The 12,321-nt window shown below is 64.5% G+C and carries 11 protein-coding genes and 1 pseudogene; 9 read left to right on the top strand and 3 right to left on the bottom strand.

Annotation, left to right across the window (positions count from 1 at the left end; all coding sequences use genetic code 11):
- Positions 1 to 186 (top strand): hypothetical protein (locus tag SMD10_RS22060; protein ID WP_331687905.1); only part of this gene is annotated, 186 nt, incomplete at its 5' end.
- Here the strand turns inward: SMD10_RS22060 and SMD10_RS22055 are convergent.
- Positions 159 to 1,424 carry a D-alanyl-D-alanine carboxypeptidase family protein gene (locus SMD10_RS22055; RefSeq protein WP_331687904.1) on the bottom strand — a complete coding sequence of 422 codons (1,266 nt, stop codon included), beginning with the start codon at positions 1,422 to 1,424 and terminating at the stop codon, positions 159 to 161. The genes SMD10_RS22060 and SMD10_RS22055 overlap by 28 nt on opposite strands.
- A gap of 162 nt (positions 1,425 to 1,586) precedes the next feature.
- Between SMD10_RS22055 and SMD10_RS22050 the strand changes: the two genes are divergently transcribed.
- From SMD10_RS22050 to SMD10_RS22035, 4 genes are all read left to right on the top strand, one after another.
- Positions 1,587 to 1,838, top strand: a complete 252-nt coding sequence (locus SMD10_RS22050; RefSeq protein WP_331687903.1) for a hypothetical protein — start codon at positions 1,587 to 1,589, stop codon at positions 1,836 to 1,838.
- A gap of 66 nt (positions 1,839 to 1,904) precedes the next feature.
- Positions 1,905 to 2,144 (top strand): hypothetical protein, encoded by a 240-nt coding sequence (locus SMD10_RS22045; RefSeq protein ID WP_331687902.1) that lies wholly within the window; start codon positions 1,905 to 1,907, stop codon positions 2,142 to 2,144.
- 166 nt (positions 2,145 to 2,310) lie between these two features.
- Positions 2,311 to 2,649, top strand: coding sequence for a hypothetical protein (locus SMD10_RS22040; RefSeq protein WP_331687901.1), 339 nt, complete (start codon positions 2,311 to 2,313; stop codon positions 2,647 to 2,649).
- Positions 2,650 to 2,840: 191 nt separating this feature from the next.
- Positions 2,841 to 3,302: a DUF411 domain-containing protein gene (locus SMD10_RS22035; protein ID WP_331687900.1), complete on the top strand. Its 462-nt coding sequence runs from the start codon at positions 2,841 to 2,843 to the stop codon at positions 3,300 to 3,302.
- Between the two features lie 259 nt (positions 3,303 to 3,561).
- Here the strand turns inward: SMD10_RS22035 and SMD10_RS22030 are convergent, their stop codons facing one another.
- On the bottom strand, positions 3,562 to 4,071 hold the full coding sequence (locus SMD10_RS22030) for a metal-dependent hydrolase (RefSeq protein ID WP_331687899.1): 510 nt from the start codon (positions 4,069 to 4,071) through the stop codon (positions 3,562 to 3,564).
- A 313-nt stretch (positions 4,072 to 4,384) separates the two neighbouring features.
- Between SMD10_RS22030 and SMD10_RS22025 the strand changes: the two genes are divergently transcribed.
- On the top strand, positions 4,385 to 5,806 hold the full coding sequence (locus tag SMD10_RS22025; RefSeq protein ID WP_331687898.1) for an NAD(P)-dependent oxidoreductase: 1,422 nt from the start codon (positions 4,385 to 4,387) through the stop codon (positions 5,804 to 5,806).
- Between the two features lie 12 nt (positions 5,807 to 5,818).
- A complete protein-coding gene (preA, locus tag SMD10_RS22020) occupies positions 5,819 to 7,159 on the top strand; it encodes an NAD-dependent dihydropyrimidine dehydrogenase subunit PreA (protein ID WP_331687897.1) in 1,341 nt (446 codons plus the stop codon).
- A 489-nt stretch (positions 7,160 to 7,648) separates the two neighbouring features.
- Here preA and ubiG read toward each other — a convergent pair.
- A pseudogene (gene ubiG / locus SMD10_RS22015) lies at positions 7,649 to 8,389 on the bottom strand (bifunctional 2-polyprenyl-6-hydroxyphenol methylase/3-demethylubiquinol 3-O-methyltransferase UbiG); the annotation flags it as partial.
- Positions 8,390 to 8,611: 222 nt separating this feature from the next.
- Between ubiG and SMD10_RS22010 the strand changes: the two are divergent.
- Positions 8,612 to 9,865, top strand: a complete 1,254-nt coding sequence (locus SMD10_RS22010; RefSeq protein WP_331687896.1) for an aspartate kinase — start codon at positions 8,612 to 8,614, stop codon at positions 9,863 to 9,865.
- Positions 9,866 to 10,027: 162 nt separating this feature from the next.
- Complete coding sequence (gene ptsP, locus SMD10_RS22005) at positions 10,028 to 12,238, top strand: phosphoenolpyruvate--protein phosphotransferase (RefSeq protein ID WP_331687895.1); 2,211 nt, start codon at positions 10,028 to 10,030, stop codon at positions 12,236 to 12,238.
- Positions 12,239 to 12,321: the final 83 nt, after the last annotated feature.

Below are 12,321 nucleotides of genomic sequence, written 5' to 3'. Positions count from 1 at the left end.
CCTGCCGAATATCTGTCGCTGATCTCCAACGCCATCCGCATCTCCCTCGTCGCATCTAGTACGAAGGAATCACGGTCGCCGAAGCCACGCAAATCACGCCAGAGTCAGATCATCCGCTCAGCGGTATTAGCGGCCGCGCATCCCGAGCATGATCATCGTCACGTCGGCGTGGCTGCTGCGGCCTGATCGGACGGTTCGTCGCCGTCGCCGCCGGTGATCGCGTCCATCACCCAATTGACCGCCCAGCTGACCGAGCCGACGGTGACGCGCTTGAAGCCATCCCAACTGCGTTGCAGCAGCGAGGCACGCTCGACGGCATGGCCTGCCACCAGCGGCACCTCGCGCAGCACCTTGCCGCCGCGACTGACCACATAGGTACCGATCTGGTCTCCCTCGGCCACGGGAGCCAGGACCGGATCGGCGTTGACGCGCGTCTCGATATCGTCCGCGCTGCCCCGCGCGGCCAGGATCTGCACGCCTTCCGTCGCCACCAGGGGCACCGACTCCGCTTGGCCGCCGGAAACCGCCGCGCTGGCGACCTCCGTGCCTTGGGCGAGAACCTCGCGCTGCTCGAAGGCGCTGAAGCCGTAGCCCAGCAGTTTGCGCGCCTCGTCGGACCGTTCCTGGATCGACTTCATGCCGCTCATGGCCAGAACCACCCGGCGATCGCCCTGCTTGGCCGAGGCGACGAGCCCGTAGCCGGCTTCGGAGGTATGGCCCGTTTTCAGCCCGTCGGCGCCCATGCCGAGGCCGAGAAGCGGATTGCGGTTGTGCTGGGTGATGCCGTTGAAGGTGAACTCCTCCTCGGCGAAGATCGGATAGCGATCCGGATAGGCCTTGATCAGGTGCTCGGCGAGATGCGCGAGGTCGCGCATCGTGACGTACATGTTCTCGTCGGGCAGGCCGTCGGGATTGGTGAAATGCGATCCGGTCAGCCCGATCTCCTTGGCGCGCTGGTTCATCATGTCGGCAAAGACATCGCTCGATCCCGCGATACCCTCCGCCGAAACGATGGCGGCGTCGTTGCCCGACTGGATGATGATGCCTTTGATCAGATCGTCGACGCTGACCATCGAGTGGACCGGGAGAAACATCGTCGAGCTGCCCGAGGATGCGCCGCCGGTACGCCAGGCATATTCGGAAACCGGAAACTCTTCGTCGAGCGTGATCTGGCCGGTTTCGAGCTCATGAAACATCACCTCAACGGTCATCAGCTTGGCGAGGCTTGCCGGGGGTACCGGCGCGTCGGCGTCTTTTTCGTAAAGAACGTCTCCGGTCGCGAAGTCGACCAGGAGAGCGTGCGGAGCGCTGGTTTCGATGGCGGCGGCCGGCGAGGCCAAGCCGACAAATGTTGCGAAAGCCAGACAGGCCGCCCTCGCAGTCACCCGAGCCCTACCGACGTCCTTGATCCTCGGTCGTGGCATATCGTCGCCTTCTCAGTCTGGGATTTCGTCGCTCGCGCTCGCGAATCATCGTCCGACCACGAGGCCTTAACCTATCATACCGCATTGCGGCTTCTGCGAGGGAACCAAACCGGCCCCAACGGTATTAGGCAACCAACTAAACCATCGTGGATGGAGATTTTCATGGCTTTTTCTAAAAAAGCCGTTGTTGGTGCAGTCCTGGCCTCATTCGTTGCTTTTCCCGCCTTGGCGGTTGCGGTTCCCGGCCCGAACACCACCGATAACGTTCAGCTGCAGTCTGACGCCACACCGATCGAACTTGCCGCCATCCCGTTGCCGACCCCGCGCCCTGTGGCGATGAAGGCTACGGCGGAGATCCGGCGCACGGACGACGGTATCCGCATGGTCGGTCCCAGGTTCTTCCCGGACCATTGATCGACATCCGCAGCTTTCGCTGAACGCTGCAATTCGTAAGCAATCCAAAATATTCAGGAGTGTCACATGAGTACAGTTGGCGGCCCGGGAGATCCCAACGACCGCACGGTCATCGTCAACAATGACCGCGGCCCTGGCGGCGGGGGCGGCGGCGCCGGCGGATGGTTCATCGCCGGCATTCTGCTGGTCGTCCTGGTGGTGGCCTTCTTCCTCTATCAGGGCGGAATGTTCGGCGGGGGCGGCGGCGACGTGAATGTCGACCTGCCGGACGTCAACGTCGAAGGCGGTGGCGGGAGCGGCGGCTGAGCGCCTCCGATCCTCCTCGATGTTCGGGCCTGCGGGAGTTTTTTCCCGTAGGCCTTTTCTTTTCTGTCTCCGCGCCATCCGGTGCAACGATGATCGAGATCAAAGCGTCGATCCAGACGCTCTGGTCTATGATCCCTTCATGATGGTCTGGAGCAGGATTTCTCGCTTGCCGGCGAGATTGGCATTGGCGATCGTGCTGCTGACGGCGTTCGCCGCGGCGCCGGTCGGTTTTGCTCGCTCCACCCATGCCGGCCTGAAATTCACCGCAGCCTCGATGGTCGATCGTTCGCGTTGTCCGGGACAACGGCAGTCTACGCCTGAGCGAGGCGACCAGACGTCGGCGGTGTCCGATGCGCACTGCATGATCCACTGCCTCTCCTCCTACATCGCGGCCGGAGCGCCTGATCTTGGCCCCGGCGCGTTCGACCGCGACCGGCCCAGCCGCCGGCTTGCGGCGTTCGCCGGTCTGCGCGGGACGGAGATCGACAAGCCGCCCAAGGCCTAGTCTTCAGACGGCGTTTCGTGCCTCACGAACGATCCCGGCGCTGAGCCTCCAATGACCGGGGCGTGCCGCTTCATGGCGATCGTCGCAGGCCGTCACGCTCAATCCCCAGGATTTGCGGCTGGTTCGCTCCGTCCCCCACACGGGGTCCTCGGATCGGCGAAGGCCGCATGATGAAGACAAGGATCAATCCCATGAAATCGAAATCCCGCAAGAAGCTCGCCGTGGCGTTGGGGCTTGCAGGCCTCGTCGTGGTGTCGGGAAGCTATCTCGCTCAGGCCGAGGGCCGGATCGAGGTGTTCTCGGCCGAAGGGTGCGCCTGCTGCCACGAATGGATCGCGCATATTGAAAAGTCCGGCTACGAGGTCGACAGCAAGGTGATCGACTACGACGCGCTCGACGCCATCAAGACCAAGGCCGGGCTCGCGCCCGATCAGACCTCCTGCCATACGGCGTTCCTCGACGGCTATCTCATCGAGGGGCATGTCCCCGCCCGTGAGATCGACCGGCTGCTGAAGGAGCGACCGGACGCCAAGGGGCTGGCCGCGCCCGGCATGCCGGTCTCGGCGCCGGGGATGAACGCGGGCGACGAACCGTACGATGTGCTCCTGATCCACAAGGACGGCAGCACCGAGATCTACGCCCACTATCGTTAGGGCGCGGTGCCTCCGTTCGAGCCGTACAAAACGCCGCTCGAACGCTTTGGTCCGCCATATCGAATGATCTGAAAGACGGACTTCGATCTCGGACGGAGCAATGGGTGCCGAACGAATCGGGCAGGGGCGGACAACCGCTCCTATCTCGGTTATGAGGCCTGGAGGCTCGATCGGTCTCCGGTTCACAGCACGTCGTCCGGTAACGTCGGTTCGAGCGAGCCTTTGCGCGATCGTGCGAAGGCCTGGCGTTTTTGTGTGGTCAGGGGGTGGTGCGGACGACCTGAGCGTGCCGATGGTTACACCATACCGTGATCGCGGCCCATCCGGTGATCGCCAGTTCCAGCGCAAAGGTCCAATGCAGTACGAAGTTCCAGGCCCACCAATCGTAGCGGGCCGGAACTTCCACCAGATTCAGCTCGCGATCGGAAAAGGGCTGCCGCCAGGCGATCTCCGCCGCGACACTGTCGAGCACCATGTGCAGCAACAGGTTGGCGAGTGCGACCGCGATGAACAGCCCTGATCCGCGCCAGCGCATCGCCTTCGGGATCAGCCACGAGACCAGGGCCAGGGCCACCCAGAAGAGCGGCCAGTGAAACACGAAGGCATGGTGTGCGGTCCGGCGCTCGTTGACCAGATAGAACCAGGACAGGTCAAGATCGGGCAGAACGGCGGCCACCAGGCCAACGGCCATGAGGCTTCGACGTTGTCGACGGCCTTCGGCCATCCGGTCGGTCAGCAGGTAGCCGGCGGGAAGATGCGCGATGAACATACTCCGCGCCCCTTTGTCTGCGCCCTTGCTTATACGTTCGCGGTCGGAGGAATGAACCACTGCCGCGCTGCGCTCCCCAGACTTTGGGGGCCGAAGACACGGAATCGGGAAACCCGGGTCACAAGGCGGGGCCAAGGCAGCATCTACGGAAGGTGCCATTTTAGGGAGACAAAACTAGAGTTGCGCACTCCATTTTTGACCAGACGATAAAAAATTTGACCTTTTGAAAAAATCTCCTCATTCTGACCGTGCTGGTGCGGCCGGGGCGATGTCCGCGGCCCGCCATGGTCAAGGCTCGAGGAGATGATGCCGCATGACGGAACCGAGCTTGCGTCCCGATATCGCTGCAGGACGGCTGACGGCCGACGCGCTTCGCCAGAACTTCTCCGACATCCATCCGCCGCTCGAGGCGCACGAGGCGCTGGTCGAGGCCGATCGCTGCTATTTCTGCTACGACGCGCCATGCATGAACGCGTGTCCGACATCGATCGACATCCCGCTGTTCATCCGTCAGATCCAGGCGGGCAATCCGAACGGCGCCGCCAAGACGATCCTGTCGGCCAATATCCTGGGTGGCATGTGCGCCCGCGTCTGTCCGACCGAAACGCTCTGCGAAGAGGTCTGCGTGCGCGAGGTGGCGGAGGGCAAGCCGGTCCAGATCGGATTGCTGCAGCGTTATGCGACCGATCATCTGATGGAGAAGGGCGCCCAGCCCTTCAAGCGCGGCGAGCCCACGGGCAAGCGTGTCGCGGTTGTCGGCGCCGGCCCGGCGGGTCTCTCATGCGCCCATCGCTTGGCGATGCTCGGTCATGAGGTGACGCTCTACGAGGCGCGGCAGAAGCCGGGCGGGCTCAACGAGTACGGTATCGCCGCCTACAAGGCGACGAACGATTTCGCCGCGTGGGAAGCCGCCTTCATCCTGTCGATCGGCGGCATCACACTTGAAACCGGAAAAGCGCTCGGCCGCGACATCCATCTGGCCGATCTGGAGCGGGATTTCGATGCGGTGTTCCTCGGCCTCGGGCTTGCCGGTGTCAACGCGCTGGGCGCCGACGGCGAAGAAGCGGGCGGCAGCCATGACGCGGTCGCCTGGATCGCCGATCTGCGGCAGACCACCGATCTCGCCGCGCTGCCGGTCGGTCGTCGGGTCGTCGTCATCGGCGGCGGCATGACGGCGATCGATGCGGCGGTGCAGGCCAAGGCCTTGGGCGCCGAGGAGGTCACCATCGCCTACCGCCGCGGCCAGGACGCGATGAACGCGTCGGGCTACGAGCAGGAACTGGCGGCGACCCGCGGCGTGCATATTCGCTGCAATCTCCAGCCGAAGCGCATCAAGGCCGAGAACGGCCACGTCACGGCCATCGAACTGGAGCGCACGCGCACCGAAGGCGGCCGATTGGTCGGAACCGGCGAGACGGTGACGATCGAGGCAGACCAGGTGTTCAAGGCGATCGGTCAGGCCTTCCGGCCGGACGGCGTCGCCCATGAAACGGTCGCGGTCGAGATGGAGCGCGGTCGCATCAAGGTGGATGCGGACCGCCGCACCAGCCGGGCGAAGGTTTGGGCCGGTGGCGACTGCATTTCCGAAGGCGACGATCTGACGGTGATTGCCGTCGAGGACGGCAAGATCGCCGCCGAGAGTATCCACGCTGCATTGAGGGATCGCGGTGTCCTCGGCCGGCTCGCCGAAAAGGCTGGTGAAGCCGTTGCTGCCGTCATGCCCGCACATCGCTGAAGGAAATCATCGATGGCTGATCTCTCCACCTCTTTCCTTGGCATCTCGTCGCCGAACCCGTTCTGGCTCGCCTCGGCGCCGCCGACGGACAAGGAATACAACGTCCAGCGCGCCTTCGAGGCGGGTTGGGGCGGCGTCGTCTGGAAGACGCTCGGCGAGGACCCGCCGATCGTCAACGTCAACGGGCCGCGCTACGGCGCGATCCACGGGCCGGATCGCCGGCTCATCGGCCTCAACAACATCGAGCTGATCACCGATCGCAGCCTCGACACGAACCTCGAAGAGATTGCGCGGGTCAAACGCAACTGGCCGGACCGTGCGGTCGTCGTCTCCATCATGGTGTCCTGCGAGGAGGACCCCTGGCAGAAGATCCTGGCGCTGGTCGAAGAGACGGGCGCCGACGGCGTGGAGCTCAATTTCGGCTGCCCGCACGGCATGAGCGAGCGCGGCATGGGCTCGGCGGTCGGCCAGGTGCCGGAATACATCGAGATGGTCGCCGGCTGGTGCAAGAAGCACTCGAAGCTGCCGGTGATCGTCAAGTTGACGCCCAACATCACCGACATCCGCTATCCGGCGCGAGCGGCCAAGCGCGGCGGTGCCGACGCCGTCTCGCTGATCAACACGATCTCCTCGATCGTCTCGATCGACCTCGACACCTTCGCCCCCACGCCGACCATCGACGGCAAGGGCAGCCATGGCGGCTATTGCGGCCCGGCGGTCAAGCCCATTGCCCTCAACATGGTGGCCGAGATCGCCCGCGATCCGCAGACCTATGGCCTACCGATTTCAGGCATCGGTGGCATCACGACGTGGCGCGACGCGGCCGAGTTCATCGCTCTCGGCTGCGGCACGGTCCAGGTGTGCACGGCGGTGATGACCTATGGCTTCAAGATCGTGCAGGAGATGATCGCCGGCCTTTCAGACTGGATGGACGAGAAGGGCTATTCGACCATCGAGGATTTTCGCGGCCGCGCCGTCCGCAACGTCACCGACTGGCAGTATCTCAACCTCAACTACGTCACCAAGGCGCGGATCGATCAGGACCTGTGCATCGAGTGCGGACGCTGCCACATCGCCTGCGAGGACACGTCGCATCAGGCGATCACCAACATGGTGGACGGCAAGCGCCACTTCGAGGTGATCGACGAGGAGTGCGTCGGCTGCAATCTGTGCGTCAACGTCTGCCCGGTGGAAAACTGCATCACCATGGAGCGGATCGTCGGCGCCGACCCGCGCACCAGGAAGCCGATCCCGGCAGACTACGGCAATTGGACGGCGCATCCGAACAATCCGATGCGCAAGGAGACCATGCAGTTCGCCCCCGAGCCGATGATTCCCGACGCGGCGGAATGACATCGGGCCGCTGCCCGATCGGGATGATCGATGAGCGTTCGGATGCAGATCGTGGACTGAGCGGCGCCGTTGCGGGCGAGGATGGGTTCGACTGATGACCGGATGAGGCCGTACCGATATTTTGGGTCGCGGCAAACGATTGTCTGTGCTGAAGAATTTTCTTTCGGAGGGGCTGCGCTTCAGCCTGGCACAAGCGGCCTGATTATATGGTGCCCGAAGGATAGACCTTACCGGCTATCTTCAATCTTAACTCTCAAGGGCGCGGCAGCACCTCGAAAACCCCTCATCACTCGCCGCGCCCATCTTTTTCGACATGCAGCTTTCGGTCCCGTGCGGCTCGCCAGGATGGTGCCGCCGTTCGCACCGACGCACCTCGTTGCGCTCATCCCCGCCTGCGCGGGGCCGTATCGTTCAATCCGACGTCTTGGCGGCGCGGGCGCGTCGGGGCGCCTTGCTGCGGCTGGCCGGCTTGGTCGGTGCCCCATCGTCCGGCCGGCGGGCCAACACCATGTAATTGACGTCGAGATCCGGCGAGCGAACGAACGAGTCCGACAGCGGGCGATAGACCACGCCGGTCTCGTCGACCATCGTCAGTCCGGCAGCCTTCACCGGCGCCGCAATCTCGGTCGGGCGCACCAGCTTGGAATATTGGTGCGTGCCCCGCGGCAGCCAGCGCAGCACATATTCGGCGCCAAAGATCGCCATGAAGCCGGCCTTCGGCGTGCGGTTGATGGTCGCGACGAAGAGCAGGCCGCCCGGTTTGACCATGTTTGCGCAAGAGCTGAGGAAGAGATCGACGTCGGAGACGTGCTCGACGATTTCGAGTGCCAGCACCACGTCGAACGTTTCGCCGGCCTGCTCCAGAGCTTCGGACGTCGTTGCGCGATAGTCGATATCGAGGCCCGACTGTTCGGCGTGGATCTTGGCGACTTCGATGTTGGTTTCGGAAGCGTCCGCGCCGACCACCTCGGCGCCGAGCCGGGCCATCGGCTCGCAGATCAGGCCGCCGCCGCAGCCGATGTCGAGCAGGCGGAGCCCTTCGAACGGACGCACCGATTTGAGGTCGAGACCGAAGTTCATCGACACCTGTTCGCGGATATAGTCGAGGCGTACCGGATTGAACTTGTGCAGCGGTTTGAACTTGCCGGCCGGGTTCCACCATTCGCGTGCCAGGCGCGAGAAGCGGTCGATTTCATCGGCGTCGATGGTGGAGTGTGCCGCTTGGCTCATCGTCTTTGGTCCGTTCGGGTATCGTTTCGTGCGTAGGAAGGTCTGGAGTCTCGTCATAAAGTCAAGCCGCGATCGGGGTTCGCGAATCTTGCGGTCACGCTTCAATTCGGGTACTCAGCCCGCGCTCGCCGCGCGACGCGGCCCTACCCGTCGCTTCGCGCATTCCGATTCTCGACGACGGCTTGGCACGACAAGCTCCTACGGGGCAACGGCTCTTCTAAAATGGCGCGTCTGGTTCTCAAATTCGGTGGCACCTCGGTGGCCGACATCGACCGCATCCGGAATGTGGCGCGGCATGTCAAACGCGAGGTGGATGCCGGCCATCAGGTCGCAGTGGTCGTTTCGGCAATGGCCGGCAAGACCAACGAACTGGTGGCATGGTGCCGCGCGGCTTCGCCGATCCACGACGCGCGCGAATATGACGCAGTCGTCGCGTCCGGCGAACAGGTGACCTCGGGGCTTCTGGCGATCACGCTGCAGGCCATGGGCGTCAATGCGCGGTCGTGGCAGGGCTGGCAGATTCCGCTGAAGACGGACGGAGCGCACGGCGCGGCTCGCATCGACGACGTCGACGCCAGCGAGATCGTGCGCCGCTTTGCCGAGGGGCAGGTTGCGGTGATCGCCGGGTTCCAGGGAATCGCGCCGGACAATCGCATCGCGACCCTCGGCCGGGGCGGTTCCGACACCAGCGCGGTTGCCATCGCCGCGGCCGTAAAGGCCGACCGCTGCGATATCTATACCGACGTCGACGGTGTTTATACGACCGATCCGCGCATCGAGCCGAAGGCTAGGCGCATGGCCCGCGTCTCCTTCGAGGAGATGCTGGAGATGGCTTCGCTCGGCGCCAAGGTGCTGCAGGTGCGCTCGGTCGAACTCGCTATGGTGCACAAGGTCCGGACCTTCGTCCGGTCCTCTTTCGACGATCCTGACGCGCCCGGCATGGGAGATTTCGACAATCCGCCGGGAACGCTCATTTGCGACGAGGACGAAATCGTGGAACAGCAGGTCGTGACAGGCATCGCCTACGCCAAGGACGAAGCACAGATTTCGCTGCGGCGTGTCGAGGACCGACCGGGCGTGGCGGCGACGATCTTCGGGCCGCTCGCCGACGAAGGTGTCAATGTCGACATGATCGTCCAGTCGATTTCCGAGGACGGCACGCGCACCGACATGACGTTCACCGTGCCGGCGGGCGATCTGCCGAAGGCGATGTCGATTCTGGAAAAAGCGAAATCCGAGATGCGCTACGACGCCATGCAGAGCGAGGGCGGTCTCACCAAGGTTTCGGTCATCGGCATCGGTATGCGGAGCCATGCCGGCGTTGCAGCCACAGCCTTCAAGGCGCTGGCGAATCGGGGCATCAATATCCGCGCCATCACCACTTCGGAAATCAAGATCTCGATCCTGATCGACGGCGAGTTTACGGAGCTTGCCGTGCGGACCTTGCATTCGATCTACGGTCTGGACAAAGCTTGACAGTGTGACGCGACTGGTTCGTCCTTCTTTGGCACGGACCCGTCGTTTCGGACATCCTGGTCGGCCGGCTGGCCGCCCGATGCACTAGAAGACGAGATGGATCCTTTGGAGACTGGCGATCCAGTAGGCCCGCGCGTCCTTATGCGGCGCATCAGGGGGCTCATGGCCGAACCGCTCGAGCCGCAGCAGCGGCTCGACGAGATCGTGCGCCAGATCGCCAAGAACATGGTGGCCGAGGTCTGCTCGCTTTACGTGCTCCGGGCCGACGGCGTGCTGGAGCTCTATGCGACCGAGGGTCTCAATCCTGGCTCCGTGCATCACGCCCAACTGCGCCTCGGCGAAGGCCTGGTGGGCACCATCGCGGCGACAGCGCGGTCTCTGAACTTGCCCGAGGCACAGAAGCACCCCGCCTTCACCTATCTGCCGGAGACCGGGGAGGAGATGGTCAACTCCTTCCTCGGCGTGCCGATTCTGCGCGCCGGCCGCACGCTCGGCGTGCTCGACGTGCAGAACAAGGACAAGCGGATCTATCGCGAGGAAGAGGTCGAGGCGCTGGAGACGGTCGCCATGGTCGTCGCCGAGATGATCGCGGCCGGCAGCCTGGAAGGGCTGTCGCGACCCGGCGTCCAGCTCGACCTGACGCGCCCGGTGTCCTTCACCGGTACGCCGCTGTCCGATGGCATCGGCTTGGGCCGCGTAGTCCTGCACGAGCCGCGCGTCGTCGTCATGAACCTCTTCAACGAGGACGTGGAGACGGAGATCGATCGCCTGGAAGGCGCGCTCGACGCCTTGCGTGTCGCGATCGAGGACCTCCTGTCGCGTCGGGATATCGCGGTCGAGGGCGAGCACCGTGCGGTGCTCGAAGCCTATCGCATGTTCGCCCATGATCGCGGCTGGGTGCGGCGGCTCGAGGAGGCGGTGCGCAACGGTCTGACGGCCGAGGCGGCGGTGGAAAAGGTCCAGAGCGACATGCGCGCGCGCATGATGCACATGACCGATCCCTACATCCGCGAGCGTCTGCACGATTTCGACGACCTGGCCAATCGGCTGCTGCGCCAGCTGATGGACGGCCCCGACGACTCCGAGGCCGACGGCCCGCAGGACGCGGTGCTGGTGGCGCGCTCGATGGGCGCGGCCGAACTTCTCGACTACCGCCGCGACCGCGTGCGCGGCGTGGTTCTGGAAGAGGGCACGCCCACCAGCCACGTGGTGATCGTGGCGCGCGCCTTGGGCGTTCCCGTCGTGGGACAGGCCAAGGGCGCCGTCTCGATGGCCGAGAAGGGCGATGCCATCATCGTCGACGGCGATGACGGCGGCGTTCATCTGCGTCCGCCGTCGGATGTCGAGACCGTCTTCACCGAGAAGGTCAAGTTCAGGGCCAAGCGTCAGGAGCAGTACCGCGCGTTGCGCGGGCTGCCGGCCGAGACCAAGGACGGCATCGCCATCGATCTGATGATGAATGCCGGCCTGACGGTGGACCTGCCGCAGCTCGACGAATCCGGGGCCGCCGGGATCGGTCTGTTCCGGACCGAATTGCAGTTCATGATCGCCTCGACCATGCCCAAGGTGGTCGCGCAGCAGCGGCTTTATTCCGCCGTGCTCGACGCGGCAGGCGACCGGCCGGTCACCTTCCGCACGCTCGACGTCGGCGGTGACAAGCTGCTGCCTTATCTGCACCAGACGCCGGAAGAGAACCCGGCGCTCGGCTATCGCGCCCTGCGGCTGACGCTCGATCGGCCCGGCCTGATGCGCACCCAGCTCAGGGCGCTGCTCAAGGCGGCGGGTGGCCGTGAACTGCGCGTCATGTTCCCGATGGTCACCGAACTGGAAGAGATGAACGCGGCGCGCGAACTCGTGCAGCGCGAGATCGACCATCTCTCCCGTTTCGGCCATGTGCTGCCCGATAAGATCAAGCTCGGTGCGATGATCGAGGTGCCGTCGCTCCTGTTCCAGATGGACGAGCTGATGGGCATCGTCGACTTCGTGTCGGTGGGCTCGAATGACCTGTTTCAGTTCTTCTGCGCGATCGACCGCGGCAATGCGCGGCTCTCGGGACGCTACGGCGAGCTTTCGGCGCCGTTTCTGCGGGCCCTGCGCTCGATCGTCGAAGCCGGCCGCCGCCATGGCGTTCCGGTGACGCTCTGCGGTGAACTGGCGGCGAGGCCGCTTTCGGCACTCGCGCTCATCGCGCTCGGCTTCCGCTCGATCTCGATGGCGCCGGCGGCGATCGGGCCGGTCAAGGCGGCGCTCATGCAGCTCGACGTGGCGGCGCTGACGCCGGTGGTCAACGGCTTCGTCGACGCCGCGCCAAGCTCCATCCAGCTGCGCGATCTGCTGGTGGATTTCGCCAAGACTCATTCGATCCCATATTAGCGGGGAACAGGCGCTGATTCGCGTTGCTGGCGGGGCGCTCGTCGAGCCGCCCCGCGGCGCGGAGCATCGCGCTCCCAATCTGA

This window comes from Consotaella aegiceratis (assembly GCF_036541425.1).
Classification (GTDB): Bacteria; Pseudomonadota; Alphaproteobacteria; order Rhizobiales; family Rhizobiaceae; genus Consotaella; species Consotaella aegiceratis.
Note: the sequence above shows the minus strand (reverse complement) of the source record. Positions and strands in the feature narration are given on the sequence as shown.

Excerpts from the sequence above, each read along its gene's own strand:
- SMD10_RS22055 (WP_331687904.1), bottom strand. The coding sequence starts at position 1,424 with ATGCCACGACCGAGGATCAAGGACGTCGGTAGGGCTCGGGTGACTGCG.
- SMD10_RS22050 (WP_331687903.1), top strand. The coding sequence starts at position 1,587 with ATGGCTTTTTCTAAAAAAGCCGTTGTTGGTGCAGTCCTGGCCTCATTC.
- SMD10_RS22045 (WP_331687902.1), top strand. The coding sequence starts at position 1,905 with ATGAGTACAGTTGGCGGCCCGGGAGATCCCAACGACCGCACGGTCATC.
- SMD10_RS22035 (WP_331687900.1), top strand. The coding sequence starts at position 2,841 with ATGAAATCGAAATCCCGCAAGAAGCTCGCCGTGGCGTTGGGGCTTGCA.
- SMD10_RS22030 (WP_331687899.1), bottom strand. The coding sequence starts at position 4,071 with ATGTTCATCGCGCATCTTCCCGCCGGCTACCTGCTGACCGACCGGATG.
- SMD10_RS22025 (WP_331687898.1), top strand. The coding sequence starts at position 4,385 with ATGACGGAACCGAGCTTGCGTCCCGATATCGCTGCAGGACGGCTGACG.
- preA (WP_331687897.1), top strand. The coding sequence starts at position 5,819 with ATGGCTGATCTCTCCACCTCTTTCCTTGGCATCTCGTCGCCGAACCCG.
- SMD10_RS22010 (WP_331687896.1), top strand. The coding sequence starts at position 8,612 with ATGGCGCGTCTGGTTCTCAAATTCGGTGGCACCTCGGTGGCCGACATC.
- ptsP (WP_331687895.1), top strand. The coding sequence starts at position 10,028 with ATGGCCGAACCGCTCGAGCCGCAGCAGCGGCTCGACGAGATCGTGCGC.